Genomic DNA, 15,652 nt, shown 5'->3' on the forward strand with positions numbered 1-15,652 from the left:
CAGCTTGGACTCTTTCACGCCACGAGCGGCGGCGAGGCAGCGCTGGCTGTCCACCACCGGCGTATTGCCATCCGGTCGTCGGGCCCATCCGCAGCGTAATTTCGCTGACAATATCATTCAGTTTTTCCTGGGAAACTACCTATTTTCTGATCTAGTTAGGCTACGGGCGCTCATTCGAATGTCGAATTCGTACGCACGAGAGACGTCCGCATTCCGACGCACGAGCAATAGTAGGTGGCGTCACCCACGGCAATGTGATGTTCACGCAAAACCCCGCCCACTAGCTGAGAACCGCCCTCCACGCTGAGCGCAGCCGACCATTGCAACGTACAACGTCACGGCCATGAAGGCGGTTATTTTTCCACCGAATTATTTCCTATAGCTTACTCTTCGCCAGGATTCGTGATCTGAACCTGTTCCCCAACGTTCTCATTAGAGAGTGATGACAGCGAGATCCACAACCGCTCGCCCTGATAAGAAGAATGTTCGCATTGCAAAATTGCGCACAAAATTTCCTGCCTTCTTTCCAGGAACGCCAAACGCACGTCTTCTCCACTCGTATGTGACAGCTTTGGTTCTCAAAGAAGTTCGATCGACATGGCAAACGAACGATATCCCCATCCAAAACCGTACGCGGAAAATAGAACGGTAAACTCGCGACACCTCATAGGTTCGCTAATAGAAATTCGATGACGACTCATTTCGATCACTTCCTTTTGCGCGACAGGACACCTATCGATCCCGTTGACGGGGCGTGAACCGCGTAACGACGTTTCGGTGCCGCATTGTTCCAGGTGGATTTCTACTACTCCTCGGTTGTAGCTGAAACCCGGCCTTCGCGAATGGCGCGGATGAACTCCCGGTAATCGCTCTATTTTGGGAGCTATGGCCTTCGTTAAGCCAAGTGATGCTGTAGGCGAGATATTTCTCGAACCCCTCACGATTGGCGGAAGATCAAGTATGCGGGCTACTGCCGGCCGGCTGCGCTCGGCTGGGGACGGAAGTAGGAACCATGGCAAACGGAAGCGTCAATCTCGGCGAGGTAGCGCAGCGCGCAACCCATATCAACGTCGCGTGCTCGCGCTGCGCTCGGCGTGGGCGGCGGTATCGCTTATTCAAGGTCGTTGCCCGGCAAGGCGAAGACTTCCTGATGACCAATCTCGCGTCGGAAGTAGCTGACTGCCCGAGACAGAACGCCTCGATGACCGAACGATGCGACGTGTACTTTCCCGGACTTCGCAAGATCACGACCGGCGAGGACGACGCGACGAGCCCGAAGCCCGACCTTGAGGATGACGATGACTATTGAAAACAAGGCGTATCTTATCGACCCGCACGCGATGACCGTGACGCTCGTCGAGCGCGGAGATAGAAACTCGCTTGATCCTGTTCGTAAAATGCTCCGATGCGAAATGTCGAAGCCTACTCGCTCGCGAACGTGGCCGGCGGCGACATGCTCTATGTCGACGAGACTCCGCATCAAGGACGCGGGGCGTTCTATTGCTCCCTGTTCCCGCACGCCACATTCAATGGTCGTGCACTTTGGGCAGGCTGCAGGATCGAAGACGGCGAAGAAGTCGATCCCCACACGCCACTTGAAGTTGCTTCACATTCCATCAAGTTCTTCAACACATGACGATGCCATCTCGACATGATTCTGGAACAGCGCCCCGCTTTCGAGCGGGGTTTTTTTGGGCTCTCGCTCTTGAATTTCTAGAGTCTTCGCACTGCGGAAGTCGTGTGCTTTCCCGTCCCATCTCGACAATATGAAGTTGTCGGCGGCGGTGACCGCCGCGAAGAACGGAGCAAGCAAATGGACAACATCAATATTCGCAAGTCGCTCGACGCGATTGTCGCCGCGGGCTTTTCGGTTGCGTTCCATGCCGACCGCCACCCGCTGTTCATCCAGAAGCGCCGGATTCTCGAAACGTGCATGGAATACGGCGTAGAGCCGGTGCGGAACTAACTAACTAATGCAGAGGTGTGAGATGCGCTGGAGTTGGAGAAAGTCGATTAAGGTCGCCCCGGTGTTCGACTCAACGCGAGTAAGAACGGCACGAGCTTCTCGCTCGGCGGCAAGGGTGTGACGTACAGCACGCGGACCGGCCGCACGACCTACAGCGTTCCCGGCACGGGTCTGCGCTATACGACGAGCAGCAACAAGCGCACACGCACGGCCGCGCCTGCCGAGCCGGAACATCGGTCCGCGCGCGCGGTCATCGTGCTAGCGATTCTGACCGTTCTCGTGGTGTTTCCGGTCACGGTTCTGACGACGCTTATGAAAGCTCCGCGCCGCTGAGTTTAGAGCGTTTGCACTGCGGATAAGCCTGTTCGAGCGGATTGAGTCACAGCACTATGAAGTTGTCGGCGATGACCGCCGCGAAACAAACATATAGGAGTGGCGCATGAAACGAGTAACGATCATCGATGTGCGGCGCAAGTACCCGCCCTTCGAAAAGGTGGTCGAGGACGACGCGAATCCGTACTTTCTGATCGACGCGCACGTTAAAGCGAACGGCGGCAAACCGTACAAAGCGGGCATGTCGTCGTCGGCATACTACGGCCGCTTTTGGGTTGAGGAAAAACCTGTGACCGGATAAACGCAGCACGTAACCAAACCAACTTATTTCAATGCGATTAGGATCCTGAATATGTCTAAGAATGTTGAACTCTGCATGCTCGACGAAGTTTCGCTGAACGCTGTGCGCTCGATCGTCGCCACTGAAATCCGCGCGTTCTATGCAGAGCGCGCCGCCGAGAAAGCACGACCGAAGCAACGCGTCGAGTTGACGCCCGAGGAAGCGGCGAAGTGGATGACCGTCGATGAAGTTGCTGCGGTGACAGGTTACGGCGTGCCGTCGCTGCGCTCGATGGCATCGAAGAAAATCGCGCCCACCGCGTTCCCGGTTCTGCCCGACCGCGTGGGCGTGCGCAGTCTTTACAACCGCGAAGCCGTTATGTCGTCGCCGAAAGCGCAGCAGTTCGCGGATACAACCGCGGCCCTGATCGCGAACGGCGTCGAGTCGGCTAGATTCGTCGCGACGCCTAAGGTGCTGCCGCCGACAAAGACTTTCAGCGTGTCGAGCGAACCGCTCGGAACCGCGATCGGCGCATCGATTCAGAACGCGATCAGCGCGACGCAACCCGCCGCGAAGAAAGCCGCGACGACGGAGCCGAGCGCAGCACCGGCCGCGAAAAAAACGTCGGCGCCGGCCGCGAAGAAAGCTGTCGCCGCGAAGAAAGCTGTCGTCACGAAGAAAGCGCCGGCCGCGAAGAAAGCGACGAGCAAGCGTTAATCAATGTCAACCGGCTGCGCACGACGCGCGGCCACTTTTGAGTGTCCGCAACATGCAATCACCTCTGATTACGGCGCGACTCGTGCCCGATGACCGCCGTCTGAACTTCCTGCCCGAAGCGTTCACGACTCGCATGATGATGCGCGCCGAATCGCTCGTGTTCTATCAAGCCGACATGCTCTCGAAGCAGTATCGCGGCGGTCTGTGGGATTTCTACTCCCTGTCTAACGGCGGGTTCTATCTCGTGCCGACCTGCGCCAAACGCTTCGATGTCTCGGTGGTCGGGAACGGATATGAGGGCAACGTAAGCGCCGACGCGTTCGGGATCATCGTGACGTTGTTCGTGTATGGCGCGCTCGTGTTTATCGACGACGCGACGCTGCAAGAGAAGTACTCGAACCACTATCACCAGCTTCGTGATTTCGCGATCGAACACACCGAACGGGAGGCGATTCTGAACGCGATCGATTGAGCGCTATGGGATGGAGAGAAGTTTTGATGATCGGCGGTCTCGCGTGCATCTGCATCGGTGTCTTGGGACTCGTCTCGATGGTTTTTATTTTCTGAGGTAACGAATGGACGACGAACAGAAACACCCGCTGCAACACGTATATGTCGACGACGCGGGCGAACCGCGATTCCAGAAGAACGCGATCGTCGAATACCTGCTGACGCACGGTTCGATCCGCTTCGACCAGATTCTGTTGATGGACTTTTCGCTAGCCGACCGCGAACAGATCGCGCAGCAGTTGGGCTATTCGGTGCGCGGTTTCAGCGACCTGCATTGGGTCAGCGAGGAAGCAGATCGGGCGGCGGGTAGCGCCGCTATATACGCGATCATCGAGAGCAAAAAAGAAGGCGACACGGAATAACTAAAACCACAAGTCACGGGGTTAGCAAGTCTTCCGCTCGAAGTCCGAGCGGGATTTTTTCGTTCTACTCGCCGGCGCCGCGGAGTTCGCGCAACTCAATCACACCTTCGTCCTCAGACTCGAAGACGTCCGTCCCGCCCGCGTCAAGCGTCGCGTCGTTGAGGTTGTCGTGATCCGTGATAACGCGGATCGCGTCGTCTCCCTGATTTTCAATCTTCACCTTCATTCGTCGCTCCTTTGGGGTAGATGCCAGAACGCGCCAGAACGTCCCGCGCGCGGCGGTCGACACGAATGCAGCGGCCCGGCGCTTCCGGCACGTCCTGCGCGCCAGATTCGCGCCGCAGCGCGGTCCGCTATCGACCATAAACCCCGGTTTTCATCCACCGGCTCCGGGTCGGCCGGCTCTTTCCCGAACGTGCGGACGTGGCAGGATCGCCCGCGCGCGCGGTCGGATTCAGGGCCGCGACGAGACCGGCGGCGCGACGGCTGGCGGCTTCGTCGTCGGCGCGGAGTTGATGACCGGCGGCGGCACGACGACAGGCGGCGCGATCGACTTGCCTTTTTTGTCGCGCGTGGGCTCGGCTGGCGTCGGCGTGTCGATGCTCGATCTGACTTCCGCGAAGCAGAACAGCAGACAGGCGGGCTGCGCCGGCAAGGTTGTGTTGTGACCGGCCATCGTGCCGGGCGGATTAACAGAACCGCAGCCGGGAAGAATCGAGACGATGAACGCGACGCCGATCACGACGACGATCAGCACCGCGAGCGGTTCGAACCGCCGGCGAATCAAGCGCTTCCGATCAGGCGTCATGTTGTCGTTCCATCGTCGGGATCGGGCTGCGCCTCGGGCGCCGGCGTATTTTCTTCGAGGTACGTGACCACCTCGGGGTTCGCAGCGAGGAACGCTTGCAGCTTCGTGACTGGATCATCAGCGGGCGCGATCGTGGCGAGCACGTCGGGCTGGCCAAGTGCTTCGATCGGTGGCTGCGGACTTGGCTCGAAAGGCAGCAGTTCTTCGAGGGGGAGCGTGCTTTCGGACGTGCCTTCATTCGGCGGGATCGAGTCTTCGTATCCCGGTGAATGTGGAAGCGGCTCGTCGTCATCGGTCGCCGACTGACGGCCATCGGGACCGAGAATAGGCACAATCAGCTTGCGCTGCTCGGGCGGCCTCATGACTTCGCCCGTTTCAAGGTTGCCGTATTGAACCATCGGTTCTGGTCGCGTACGAACCCTTTCTATCGGCTCGACGGTCAAATAGGTAGCGCCATCGGGCGCGATAGCGGTCACCGGTATCGGGTCCGGCTCGATTGGCTTCCCATCGTTCATCATCGTTTCGCCATCGTCCGCTGCATCGTCATCGATACTCGTCACATCTGCCTCTTTCGCATCGGGCGCTCCTGGCCACGTCACAGCATTAGGAAAGCTTGCTTGCTGCGGCACGTCACGAAGCGCTTGCCGATATGCGCGGGCCTGCGCGAGTGCATCATCGTCACCTTGATCGAGTGCGCGATTGACGAGCACATCGGCATGCTCGAACCGTCGTGCCCGCTCAAGCCGCAGAACGTCAGCCTTATGGAAAGTCTCGAAGTCGTTCTCCGCACGAATGGCTTTGATCTTCGCGCGTGACGGCGCACGCTTTCCGGGGTATTCCCACTTCGTGTAGGTCGCATCGCATAGCGGCTCTTTCGTCACGCGGTCATAGTGACATGTCACCGCGTAGTGCCGACCCGGTACCGCATCAGGTAGCGCGATCTGTGTGAGATAGATCAATTCATCATTCGTGATGTAGCTCATGCTCGTTCTCTATCAGAAGTCGCGCAAGTAAAGGAAGCGAATGAAGATGAAGTTCGCGGTTGATTGCCCGGTGCCGCCACGCACGCCTGCGAGCACTTGTGGCTGGTACGCATCGTAGTTGCCGCCATAGATCGGACCGGTTTCGGTGATGCCGCTATTCCATTGGCAATTTACCTTCGGTGCCTTATCCGACAGCCATCCTTGCGATCCCGAGTAGATATTGCCGTCATTGGCGAACTGGACGTTGCTGCCGCCGTTGCAAATGAATTCGAGGTACACGTTGTTAAAGTTATAGTGAATCCGCCACTTGTAGTCTTCTGATGCGACGCGCATAAAGTCGTGATAGGCGCCATAGTTGTATTCATTTTGCTTGAGCCATCCTCCACCGAACACCGTGCGATAGCCGTTCGAATCGCCATTGTTGGCGACCCGCGAGATGTCGTTGTATGAAAAGCCGCGAAAGCCCCAGTTCCCGTTATCGGCTAGTTGAAGGTTCCATGCGTTACCAGCGCTGTTGATAAAGCCGCTGCCGATCGCGCCGGTTCCGTATCCTGTGGCCATGGCAGCATCGGCCCGCCACCGTGCGTTGCCTGCTGCACCTGCGGCGACAAACTGACCATAGCCGTTCGTCTGTACGTCACCGCTCGTGACGCTAATCCGCGTTGCCACGGTAAGCGCGCCCGCGTCAGTGAGGCTCATTGGCACCGCGTTATTCGCACCGTTGACCCATTCGAAGCCGGGTGTCGACGAGTTGCTTCGAATGTGCGGGCTGTAGCTGCCCGCCTTCAGATATAGCTGATAAGAGATGCTGCCCGTGCTATAGAGCGTGAGCGCGCCGGCCATCGTGTCGCCTGTCTTACTGACCTTGTTCGACACGTTCGTATTCACATCGGCCAAGAAGTTGTCGATCGGACCTAGATCCACCCAGGCATCGTTCGCGTTCGTGCGCCGCTTCAGGCGCATCGCGGTCGTGTCGCCCCACATCATGCCGGGATACATCACGGTCGGCGCGGTCGGTCCGCTGTTATCGCCGACGAGTGCTAGCACTATCGCATTCAACTGCGTGCGCATATCCAGCCCGGACGGATGCGCGGGGACTTGATAGCTCGTTACCTGTGTCATGATCGATCCTCCTTGCTTATTCGCCGTGCTTCAACATGACAGGACCGATCGCGGCCCGCTGCGCGAGCAGCTTGTCGAGGTCCGCGCTCAACAGGTCCGAATACCCCAGGCCGCTAAGCGCGACGTGCTGATAGCCATAGCCGCGCGCTATCCAGTCGCAAGTCTTCGCGATGCCTGTCCCGCTCGAATTTTGAAACGCGATCGTGAAGCCCGTCGCCGTCTGGTTCGTGATCGTCCACTTGTCGCCGCTCGCCAAGCCTTGCGCGATGATCGAGATCGCGGGCGCGTCCTTGAACGGCACGGTGAACGTGATCGCGATCCCGGCCGCCGCGATCGCCACGTTATTGCGGCTCTCGATACGGTCGGGCACATCGACCTTGACGCCGAGCGAGACAATACCGATACCGGTCGTCAAATCGGGCACAGTCATTTGCAGGATGAAGCGCACCGCGCGGAACGTGAGATCAGAGACGACGAGCCGCTTATACGGACTCCAATCGGTGGCCTGCGCCGTGGCCGGGTCCTTGTTGGTCATGCTGACCATGACCATCGCGCCGCCCTGATCGATCTTCGAGCCGTCCACGTCGAGGCGCGCATCGAAGTCGGGCCACGTGTCGACATCATCGAGCAGGCTATATATCGCGCCATCGACATAGGCGGAACAGCGGATCGTGTAGACCTTTCCCAAATCGAGATAGGTTGGCGAGAAGTAATATTCGGCATGCGTCGCGACGGCCGTGCGGTCGGGTTTCTGCGAGAGGTACAGCACGCCGGTGCGGACCTCGCAGCTGACCTTCGTGCCGGCGAAGGTCGGCTGCTGCGCCTGATCGACGATCAGGTTGTAATCGCGCAGAGGTCCGGTCGTGCTAATGACATAGGCCGGATTGGTGGAAAACGCCTCCGAGCTATTGACGAACTTCGCGAGGTACGTGCCCTTCATCAGCGGTGAGAAGCCGCTCGTCTGGGAGCCCGCGAACTGCGTGATGGGGCTCGCTTCCTCCCACGTCACGGCGGTCGTCAGCCGGGTCGAGTAGCGGATCTGTATCTGGCCGCCGACGAGCACATCAAGATCCGTCGCCGGCCGCCATGCCAGTTGCGCGCCGTCGTTGTAGATATCGAGCTGGAAGCCCTGCACGTCACCGGGGGGCTGATTGAGCGCGCGTAGCTGAACCTGAATCGTCGCGACGACGCTGCGCACGCCGATCGCGTTCAGCGCCCATACGCTGAACGTCCACGGTCCTTCCTCGGTCGGCTGCACGTCGATGCTCGCCATGCCGCTTTGCACGGTCACCGGCGCGTCGTCGCCGTTCTGATAGACGACGATGAAGCGCACCGCGCCCAGGGGCGCGAGCCACGAGAACGTCGCGCGCGCGCCAACCACGACCGGACTCATGGCGTACTTGCTCTCCGTCACCTTCAGTTCAGTACAAGGGCCGATATTGAATGGATCGATGACTGAGGTCGGAAGCGGCTGAAGCTGCAAGCCTTCCTCGATCGCGGCGAACTTGTCGGCGCGATACGCGACGCCGCCGATTTCGATGTTGCCGTCCTCGTCCTCGAGGACACTCACGCAGCGCCATTGCTCGTTGACGACGTTCGAGGCTTGATAGCTCCATACGCTACCGCGTGCCGGTGCTACCGAGAACCCCGGCGCGACGGTCACGCGATCGTTCAAGCCATAGGCGTTGTTGGTCGTACGCGTCTCGAACGTGCCATTAGGCAGCATTACGGAAAACTGCGCGATGCCTATCTCGATCGGCGCATCGATGTGAATCTCGGTCGTCGTCGCCTCGATCACGCGCCCGCCCATGCGCAGACCCGCGCGCGTTTCGTCGGTCGTCGAGAAGATATCGCCGGGCCGGGACCACGCGCCGTTGATGCCGGTCTTGAACGAAACGGTCTCGCCAAGCAGACGTTCCGAGAGCAACGCCCAGTTGCCGATGCGATGCGCCTGTCCGCGCGAGATGCAGCCAAACGCCTGTACCTCTAACGGCCGGATACCCCATTGATTGATCGCGGTCTGATCGCCCTCAACGTACTCTTGAACCTGCTGACATTTGTTCGCGGGGTCGTTCCACGTCACGAGCGCGGTCGTGTGTCGCTGGTTGAGCGGCGTGCCAACGTAGTTGAACGCGCCATCGATAACGTTCGAGCGGTTGTAGTTGACCGTCACATCGCCCGGCATATCGGCGGCGAAGCTCAACGTGCCTCCCGTCCAGAAGATCACGCCATTGAAGATGCTCGCGAACTGCTGAAGCAGACCGATCGCTTCGCTTCGTGTCTGGACGTACACGTTGCAGGTATAGCGCGGTTCCATGCCGCCCAAGCCATCGGGCACGAGCCCGTCGCAGTATTTGCCGATGTTGTAGAGCGTCCACTTGTCGATCAGGTTCGCGGACAGATAACCACCGAGCCCGAAGCGCTTCGTCACCGCGAGGTCGTACACGATCCAGGCCGGATTGTCGGTCCACGCGATCTTGAATGTTCCGTCCCATACGCCCGTACAAACGCGCGTCACCGGATCATAGTTTGTCGGGATCTGCACGCGCCGCATCTTGATATCGAACGCGAGCTTGGGCACGCTCTTGAACGACGAGGCGTCGATCTGCACGCCGCACAATGCCGAGTAGGGATACATCAGCATGTTGTCGACGATTTCGGTCATCGTCTCCCACTGGAATTTGTCGGTGACATAGGTCGTCGTCGCATCGGGCGTGATCCGCACGACGCGGAAATCGAACGTCCCGCCGATCTGACCGAAGCGCGACTGCAGATCGATGCGATACGAGCGCTGATAGCGGCTGGTCGTCTTCCCCGTGATCGTGTCCGTGTACAGCCGCTGGAAGCCGCCGCCGTTGCGCTGCGCCTCGATCGCAAGCTGGACCGTCGCGCCGCTCATATTGGCGGTAGTCGGGTCGAGCCTGGTTAGCAAGGAAAGCCGAGCGTGATACGGAACGCGGTCATGTTCGGGTTCGTGACCGAGCGTACGACCGGGGCCGCGGCGGTGACCTGCACGCCGACGGTGCTCTCGCTCTCGGTCGCGCTGAAGCCGGTGATCGGTTGTTGCGAAGCCGTGCCGCTACGCCACTCGACGGCCGCGCCCGAAAAATTCCATGTCCCGTCCGCGTTCTGCAATGGCGTGTCGTCGCAATAGATCCCCTGAGCGCCGCCGACGATGCCCTCGACTTCGCCCTCGCAGATCAGATTGATGACGCGCGCGTACTGGATCGAGCGCAGGCTATCCGGGGCCTCGACGGGCGCGCTGGTGCCGCCCGAGCCGCCGCCGCCCTTGCCGCCACCGCCACCCGCGCCCGCGATCGTGACCAACGCTCGCGTATCGCCGTCACGCGCGTTCATCGGATCATCGTCCGCTTGTTCGCCGCTTGTTGAAGCGGCGTCGCCCAACGACAGTTGCCCGGTTCGAAGTTGCCATTTTTATTTTTGGGAGAGATTGATTTGCCGCGCGGGCGTTCGCCCATATCCTCGAAGAACGCAGCGAAGCTATGGCGCCTGCGATCGCAGACCGTAATGCCGCGCGCGCCGTAGTCTTTGAATCTATGATTGCGTGGGTTGTAGCAACATTGCTTCATCGTCTGCCATGCGTAATACATCGGCGTTGCTGACATTCCATGCCTTACGCTTCGCGCCGCCGTTGCTTTATTGCGCTCGCATCGCCACGATCGTGTGTTGCCCGTGCGCAAGTTGCTCGATATGACAAGCGAAGTCTCACCACAATCGCACGCGCAATACCACCTTGCTTCGCCGCGCTTATCCGATCCCGCTTGAGAAAGTACCGTGAGTTTTCCGAAGCGAAGCCCGGTAAGGTCAAGTTTTCTCACGACGTCTCGCTATCGAATAACACATTCGTTGTTAGTGGAAAAACCGACGCTGATAATCTGCGAGCCCACGAGCAGCCGGCCGTAACCGAGCGGGACCGGCCCGCCTTGACCCATCGTATTAACCGCGCCATCGAACGCAAGCGACGGCTGGTTTTCTTCCTTCTCGGGCGTGGCGGTCGCCTTGTTGCGCGGCGCGAGCAGCTGCGCGACGCCGCCCAGGGCGAGCGCAATGCCCATGCTCGTCACCATGCCGCCGACGCCCGGAATAAACAGACCCGCGATCGCGAGCGCAGCGCCGCCGATGATCTTGCCGAATGCGCCGGCGCCCTCGACGAGCGGGACGATCTTGAGCACGCCGCCGCTCTGCGGGTAATGCAGATCAGTCTCGTCGTAATCCTGCACGCCGCGAACGCGGAACTTCTGGGTCGGACGTTCGATGAAGTACTGGCGCAGCCCGCGAAGTTGCGCACAGAGCGCGTGGACGGCTTCCCCTGGCGAGCGGACGTCTAACCTATACACGCGGCCGAAGCGAGCGCCGAGATCGCCGTATAGCTTCACAGTGAGCATGGTTTCGGCTCCGTCAGGAACGCCTTGTGCCGAAGGACGGCGGTCGTGCGCCGCTGGTAGAACTCCTGATACGCTTCGCGGCGCGACGCTTGGCCGATCAAATGATGCAGGATCACGCCGTGTCCGAGATAGACCGCCATATGGTTGTCGCGCCGTGCACGAATATTCATCAAGATCAGATCGTGCTGGCGCAACTTCTCCCGCGGGACCTCGACGAAGCCTTCTTTCTCGAAGTTGTCTCGATACAGGTCCGGTCCTAGTGGATCTTCCCACCAGCCGAAGGCGCGCGGATAGTCGCGTAGCTCGATCCCTTGCAGCGCGTAATAGTCCCGCACGATCGCATAGCAATCGTGGACGCCATGCACGAAGGGACGTTCAATCAGCGGAGCCTTGAAGCCGCTCGGCCGCGTGATCGAGTACGAACCGACCGGGACGTTGACGATCAGCCACGGCAGACCCGTGCGTTCGATGCCGATGCGATCCGCGAGCGACGGTTCGGGCGCGATGTACGGATGCGAATGCGCGATCGCCATGACGCGGCCACTGTCTGCGGCGCGCGCGTAGTCATAGCCCGCGATGATGAAATGCTCGTGCTCGACAGCGAGGTTGCGGCACGCGACATACACCAGATCATCGTCTTTCAGGATGACCGCGCCGCAGCACTCGCGCGGCGCTTCCGCGTTCGCGTGGATGATGACGTAGGGAACGACACGCGCAAGGGTTTCGTCTTTCATGGATTCACCTGTACCGGCCCGCGCCCGGAAATCCGCCGAACGGAAGCCACCCGTTACCAAAGCGCATCCGGCAGGATTTGAGCCGCTTGCCGCACGCGTCGGCGCTCGCGTCGCTGGCCGGGTTGTCGTTAATGTCCGCGACGGGCGGACCGGCATAGCCGCAGCCGTCGCCGCGATAGCGCCACGGGCAGGCGTTGCACACGACCTGTCGGCGCGGCATCAGCACGCCCTCAACATCGAGCGGCGTCGCCAATTCGAACTCGACAATATCGATCGACTCGCGCGTCTTTTGATTGATGGCGAATACGTCGTCGGCGAACGCGTCGTCGGGATTCGCGAACGGATTGCCGTTCGGAAAGTTGGCCGCATCGAGATAGCGCGCGAGCGTGCGCTTACGCGTAACCGGACAGCCAACCAGATCGCTGTATTGGTGGCACATCGCCGAGACGATGCCCGTCACGTTGGCGACGGCGAAGTGCGGGCGCGGTAGCGTGCCTTGTCCCTTCCATTCGAAGCCGGTCGCGCGCACGGGATAACGGACATACGTCACGCCTTGCCAGATCACGTCACTGCCTAGCTTGTTCGTGCCCGCATGGAAGTGCAAGACTTGGTTCGTGTAGCGCGTTAGATCGACGATGAATAGCTCGATGACCGCAGTCGGGTGCAGTCCTTGCACATCGCCCTTGACGCTCATAGAAACACCTGCTCGAACTTAAATTGCAGGTTATAGAGCAGCGTCCCGTCCGCGATCATCTGTCCATAGCCCAAGTTCCAGCCGGGGCAGATGACATTCTGTGTCACTGGTTCATCGACGATCTGACGCGGCGGCGTCCAGTTGAAAACCTCGACGCCGTTGCGATCGGACAGGAAGGTGACCACATCGCCGGCGGTGGCCGCGTCGATGTTCTTCATCGTCAACGACCACATACACGCTTGCGTGTTGATGCCCTCGGGCCGACGCTGCGCGTAGCCGTCGCCGAACTGCGCCTTGATGATCTTGGGTTCGAGGTCATAGCTCGCTTCGGTCACGCACCACTTGAAGACGAGCCCGGAAGGGTCGAGCGGTGCGATCAGTTGCGGCTCGGTGCGAATCAGTTTCAGACGGTCGCGCATGACCGCCGTGATCGTCGTGACCGTCACGGGGATCTTCATGATGGGGATTCCTTAGCGCGTCGGCGCGAGCAGCCCGCCTTGGCGCTTCTCTTGAGAGATGACCGAGCGCACGACCGTCGCAATGCGGTTGCCGAGTTCGGCGGTCTGCCGGTCGCTCGCGGTCGTGTCCTGCGTCGCGCGATCGTCGCGCGTCATGTTGATGTTGACGACGACGTTCGAGCCGCCGCCCGTCGCGCCCGCGTCGGTGACGATGCGCCCAGGCACGTTCGGAAGGAAGTACTCGGCGCGGCCGGGAATCTCGTTGATTTGGTATAAGCTGCCCGCCGATACCGGACCGCCGCCTTGCCGCGTGAATAGACTGCCCCAATCGAACTTGCCTGCCTTGTCACTGATCCCGGAGAACAGCGGCTTGAAAACGTTCTGATAGACCAGCATGCTAGCAAGGTCCTTGAGGATTGACGCGACCATTTCGCGGAAGCTGATCGCTACGTCCTTCGTGCCGAAGATGAATTCGACAAAGGCTTCACTGGATTTCTGACCGAAGCCCTCGATCGCTTGCTGTAGCTCCTTGATCTGGTCGCTCAGCGGTTCGGTTTTATTCACCGTCTCTTGTAGCTGCTTCTGGAAGTACTTCTGGGCGTCAGCATATTCGGAGGCCGTGAGCGCGCCGGCCTTTCTGGCTTTTTCGAGCGCGATGATCGCTTCGCGATATTCGATGACGGGATCGATCGCGCGCTTCGTGGCATCGGCGAATTTCTCGGTGGCGTCGATCTGCGCGATCAGATCATCAAGTCCGTCCTGCTGCGCTTCGTTCTTGCGCTTCTCGGCGTCGGCCAGATCCTTGAGGGCCTTGGTCGTATCGATGATCCATTGCTTGTACTCGATCGCCTTGCGTTGCTGGTCGGGCGTCAGCGCCTGCAGTTTCGGATTCGCCAAGAACTCCTTCATCGGATCGCCTTGCGCGGCCATCTTCGCCGCGTCCGCAGCGAGTTGATCCATGATCGACTTGAATTCATCGACTTCCTTCTTGGTCTTCTTGGCGCTACCGCCAACCTTATCGAGCGCAGCCGAATAATGCAGGATTTCCCTGCCGCTCTTCTCGGCGTTGCGTCCAACGACGCCCCAGGCGGCGGATTCTTCGCGCGCCTGTTTGGTCGAGCGCTCGCGGGTCTGCTGGATTGTGAAGTCAAGATCGGCGGTCGCTTGCAGAGACGCTTTCGACGCTTCCGCGGCGGTCTTCGCCGCGCCCGCGAAGTCGCCCGAGAAGACTTGCTTCGCCGCGTTCGCGTAGCCGACGGCTTCCTTGTAGCCGATGCTGACGACGCCGAATACGCGTGTCAAATTGATAATGAAGTCCGACAGGAACGAGCCGATTGCTTCGAGCGTGTCTTGCCATAGCACGCTCGTGGTCGACGCTTCGACAGCGGACTTCGCGAACGTATCGAGCGCCGGCGCCAGACGTCCCGCGATCGTCACGGCCGCGCCTTCACCGACCTCTTCGAGTCGGGTCATATCGTCGTTGAGGTTCTCAATCGCGAGACCTGTCTCCGTCGAGACGATCAGCCCGAGCTTTTGCGCCTCTTGCGCCGCTTCGTCGAGGCCGTCCGCGCCCGCGTTCAGCAGCGGGATCAGCTGCATGCCCGCCTTGCCGAATAGCTCGACGGCGACCGCCGCTTTTTCATTGCCGTCCCGGAAGCCCGAGATAGCTTCAGCGATGGTTCGGAACTGCTCAGCCGGGTCTTTCGACCAGAGTTCTTGAGCGCTGAGGCCGATCGCCTTGAATGCGGCCGCGCTCTTGCTGGCGGGGTCCTTCGCTTCGAGCATCGACTCGTTGAGCTTCTTGAACGAGGTCGAGAGTTGTTCGGTCGAGACGTCCGCAAGTTGACCTGCATACGCGAGCCCGCTTAGGTTCTCCGTCGCCGTGCCGATGCTCTGCGCCATCTTGCTCATGGCATCGACGCTTTCGAGCGCCGCGCCGACCTTATCGGCAAAGCCCCGCGCAAAGCCCATTGCGAACTCTGCGCCCAAGAGCACCGCCGTTCCCGCGGTGCTCTTGGCGATACTGTCGAGCGACGACTTGATTTCGGCCTGCGCCTTGTTCATATCGGTGCGCAAGCGCGAAACGTCCGCGGCAAGTTCGAATATCAACGACCCAGCCGACGCCATGATGCCTCCTTACCGCCACGCGGCGATCTCGTCCTCGACGCTCAATTCAAGCGCTGGCGGCGGCTTCTTTGCGTCGCCAAGCACCTGAGCCCAACACATAAGCTCATGTGCGCCCATCGTGTTCAGGACCGTCCCCGCCGTCATATGCAAGT

Annotated in this window: 18 protein-coding genes and 1 pseudogene; 6 read left to right on the forward strand and 13 right to left on the reverse strand. The window is 60.1% G+C overall.

Going from position 1 to position 15,652, the window contains the following annotated elements; all coding sequences use genetic code 11:
• Positions 1–1,012 precede the first annotated feature (1,012 nt).
• Entirely contained in the window at positions 1,013–1,309 is a 297-nt protein-coding gene (locus AWB78_RS31790) for a hypothetical protein (RefSeq protein ID WP_062610597.1), read from the forward strand.
• A 297-nt stretch (positions 1,310–1,606) separates the two neighbouring features.
• Here AWB78_RS31790 and AWB78_RS31795 read toward each other — a convergent pair whose 3' ends face one another.
• On the reverse strand, positions 1,607–1,882 hold the full coding sequence (locus AWB78_RS31795; protein ID WP_157697682.1) for a hypothetical protein: 276 nt from the start codon (positions 1,880–1,882) through the stop codon (positions 1,607–1,609).
• 153 nt (positions 1,883–2,035) lie between these two features.
• Here AWB78_RS31795 and AWB78_RS31800 point away from each other — a divergent pair.
• The 5 genes and pseudogenes from AWB78_RS31800 to AWB78_RS31820 all read left to right on the forward strand — a co-directional run.
• Positions 2,036–2,299: pseudogene (locus AWB78_RS31800) on the forward strand (DUF4236 domain-containing protein); the annotation flags it as partial.
• 106 nt (positions 2,300–2,405) lie between these two features.
• Positions 2,406–2,600: a hypothetical protein gene (locus tag AWB78_RS31805; RefSeq protein WP_062610600.1), complete on the forward strand. Its 195-nt coding sequence runs from the start codon at positions 2,406–2,408 to the stop codon at positions 2,598–2,600.
• 51 nt (positions 2,601–2,651) lie between these two features.
• On the forward strand, positions 2,652–3,296 hold the full coding sequence (locus AWB78_RS46890) for a hypothetical protein (protein WP_157697683.1): 645 nt from the start codon (positions 2,652–2,654) through the stop codon (positions 3,294–3,296).
• Positions 3,297–3,348: 52 nt separating this feature from the next.
• Complete coding sequence (locus tag AWB78_RS31815) at positions 3,349–3,768, forward strand: antirestriction protein (RefSeq protein WP_062610602.1); 420 nt, start codon at positions 3,349–3,351, stop codon at positions 3,766–3,768.
• Between the two features lie 103 nt (positions 3,769–3,871).
• Complete coding sequence (locus AWB78_RS31820; RefSeq protein ID WP_062610603.1) at positions 3,872–4,168, forward strand: hypothetical protein; 297 nt, start codon at positions 3,872–3,874, stop codon at positions 4,166–4,168.
• Between the two features lie 64 nt (positions 4,169–4,232).
• On the opposite strand, the gene AWB78_RS47805 is transcribed toward AWB78_RS31820, so the two are convergent.
• The 12 genes from AWB78_RS47805 to AWB78_RS31875 form a co-directional block, all read right to left on the reverse strand.
• The gene (locus AWB78_RS47805; protein ID WP_198399394.1) at positions 4,233–4,394 is read right to left on the reverse strand and encodes a hypothetical protein; all 162 of its coding nucleotides are present in this window, start codon (positions 4,392–4,394) and stop codon (positions 4,233–4,235) included.
• Positions 4,395–4,622: 228 nt separating this feature from the next.
• Entirely contained in the window at positions 4,623–4,976 is a 354-nt protein-coding gene (locus AWB78_RS31825; RefSeq protein WP_062610604.1) for a hypothetical protein, read from the reverse strand.
• The gene (locus AWB78_RS44040; RefSeq protein ID WP_074173579.1) at positions 4,973–5,959 is read right to left on the reverse strand and encodes a phage tail assembly chaperone; all 987 of its coding nucleotides are present in this window, start codon (positions 5,957–5,959) and stop codon (positions 4,973–4,975) included. The genes AWB78_RS31825 and AWB78_RS44040 overlap by 4 nt, the downstream gene beginning before the upstream one ends.
• A gap of 12 nt (positions 5,960–5,971) precedes the next feature.
• Complete coding sequence (locus AWB78_RS48605; RefSeq protein WP_063959056.1) at positions 5,972–7,081, reverse strand: hypothetical protein; 1,110 nt, start codon at positions 7,079–7,081, stop codon at positions 5,972–5,974.
• A gap of 16 nt (positions 7,082–7,097) precedes the next feature.
• Positions 7,098–9,980, reverse strand: coding sequence for a TipJ family phage tail tip protein (locus AWB78_RS31845; RefSeq protein WP_232477957.1), 2,883 nt, complete (start codon positions 9,978–9,980; stop codon positions 7,098–7,100).
• Positions 9,981–10,006: 26 nt separating this feature from the next.
• Complete coding sequence (gene gpJ, locus AWB78_RS48610; RefSeq protein ID WP_232477958.1) at positions 10,007–10,438, reverse strand: TipJ family phage tail tip protein; 432 nt, start codon at positions 10,436–10,438, stop codon at positions 10,007–10,009.
• Complete coding sequence (locus tag AWB78_RS46895; RefSeq protein WP_157697684.1) at positions 10,435–10,920, reverse strand: hypothetical protein; 486 nt, start codon at positions 10,918–10,920, stop codon at positions 10,435–10,437. The genes gpJ and AWB78_RS46895 overlap by 4 nt, the downstream gene beginning before the upstream one ends.
• A gap of 9 nt (positions 10,921–10,929) precedes the next feature.
• Entirely contained in the window at positions 10,930–11,487 is a 558-nt protein-coding gene (locus tag AWB78_RS31855; protein ID WP_062610608.1) for a tail assembly protein, read from the reverse strand.
• The gene (locus tag AWB78_RS31860; RefSeq protein ID WP_062610609.1) at positions 11,475–12,221 is read right to left on the reverse strand and encodes a C40 family peptidase; all 747 of its coding nucleotides are present in this window, start codon (positions 12,219–12,221) and stop codon (positions 11,475–11,477) included. Before AWB78_RS31860 ends, AWB78_RS31855 begins: the two co-directional genes overlap by 13 nt.
• 4 nt (positions 12,222–12,225) lie before the next feature.
• A complete protein-coding gene (locus tag AWB78_RS31865) occupies positions 12,226–12,915 on the reverse strand; it encodes a phage minor tail protein L (protein WP_062610610.1) in 690 nt (229 codons plus the stop codon).
• Positions 12,912–13,373, reverse strand: a complete 462-nt coding sequence (locus tag AWB78_RS31870) for a phage tail protein (protein WP_232477959.1) — start codon at positions 13,371–13,373, stop codon at positions 12,912–12,914. The genes AWB78_RS31865 and AWB78_RS31870 overlap by 4 nt, the downstream gene beginning before the upstream one ends.
• 12 nt (positions 13,374–13,385) lie before the next feature.
• Positions 13,386–15,500: a hypothetical protein gene (locus AWB78_RS31875; RefSeq protein WP_062610611.1), complete on the reverse strand. Its 2,115-nt coding sequence runs from the start codon at positions 15,498–15,500 to the stop codon at positions 13,386–13,388.
• Between the last annotated feature and the right edge of the window lie 152 nt (positions 15,501–15,652).

It is taken from the genome of Caballeronia calidae, from assembly GCF_900044055.2.
In the GTDB taxonomy this organism is placed as follows: domain Bacteria; phylum Pseudomonadota; class Gammaproteobacteria; order Burkholderiales; family Burkholderiaceae; genus Caballeronia; species Caballeronia calidae.

Excerpts from the sequence above, each read along its gene's own strand:
- AWB78_RS31790 (WP_062610597.1), top strand. The coding sequence starts at position 1,013 with ATGGCAAACGGAAGCGTCAATCTCGGCGAGGTAGCGCAGCGCGCAACC.
- AWB78_RS31795 (WP_157697682.1), bottom strand. The coding sequence starts at position 1,882 with ATGGAACGCAACCGAAAAGCCCGCGGCGACAATCGCGTCGAGCGACTT.
- AWB78_RS31805 (WP_062610600.1), top strand. The coding sequence starts at position 2,406 with ATGAAACGAGTAACGATCATCGATGTGCGGCGCAAGTACCCGCCCTTC.
- AWB78_RS46890 (WP_157697683.1), top strand. The coding sequence starts at position 2,652 with ATGTCTAAGAATGTTGAACTCTGCATGCTCGACGAAGTTTCGCTGAAC.
- AWB78_RS31815 (WP_062610602.1), top strand. The coding sequence starts at position 3,349 with ATGCAATCACCTCTGATTACGGCGCGACTCGTGCCCGATGACCGCCGT.
- AWB78_RS31820 (WP_062610603.1), top strand. The coding sequence starts at position 3,872 with ATGGACGACGAACAGAAACACCCGCTGCAACACGTATATGTCGACGAC.
- AWB78_RS47805 (WP_198399394.1), bottom strand. The coding sequence starts at position 4,394 with ATGAAGGTGAAGATTGAAAATCAGGGAGACGACGCGATCCGCGTTATC.
- AWB78_RS31825 (WP_062610604.1), bottom strand. The coding sequence starts at position 4,976 with ATGACGCCTGATCGGAAGCGCTTGATTCGCCGGCGGTTCGAACCGCTC.
- AWB78_RS44040 (WP_074173579.1), bottom strand. The coding sequence starts at position 5,959 with ATGAGCTACATCACGAATGATGAATTGATCTATCTCACACAGATCGCG.
- AWB78_RS48605 (WP_063959056.1), bottom strand. The coding sequence starts at position 7,081 with ATGACACAGGTAACGAGCTATCAAGTCCCCGCGCATCCGTCCGGGCTG.
- AWB78_RS31845 (WP_232477957.1), bottom strand. The coding sequence starts at position 9,980 with ATGAGCGGCGCGACGGTCCAGCTTGCGATCGAGGCGCAGCGCAACGGC.
- gpJ (WP_232477958.1), bottom strand. The coding sequence starts at position 10,438 with ATGAACGCGCGTGACGGCGATACGCGAGCGTTGGTCACGATCGCGGGC.
- AWB78_RS31855 (WP_062610608.1), bottom strand. The coding sequence starts at position 11,487 with ATGCTCACTGTGAAGCTATACGGCGATCTCGGCGCTCGCTTCGGCCGC.
- AWB78_RS31860 (WP_062610609.1), bottom strand. The coding sequence starts at position 12,221 with ATGAAAGACGAAACCCTTGCGCGTGTCGTTCCCTACGTCATCATCCAC.
- AWB78_RS31865 (WP_062610610.1), bottom strand. The coding sequence starts at position 12,915 with ATGAGCGTCAAGGGCGATGTGCAAGGACTGCACCCGACTGCGGTCATC.
- AWB78_RS31870 (WP_232477959.1), bottom strand. The coding sequence starts at position 13,373 with ATGAAGATCCCCGTGACGGTCACGACGATCACGGCGGTCATGCGCGAC.
- AWB78_RS31875 (WP_062610611.1), bottom strand. The coding sequence starts at position 15,500 with ATGGCGTCGGCTGGGTCGTTGATATTCGAACTTGCCGCGGACGTTTCG.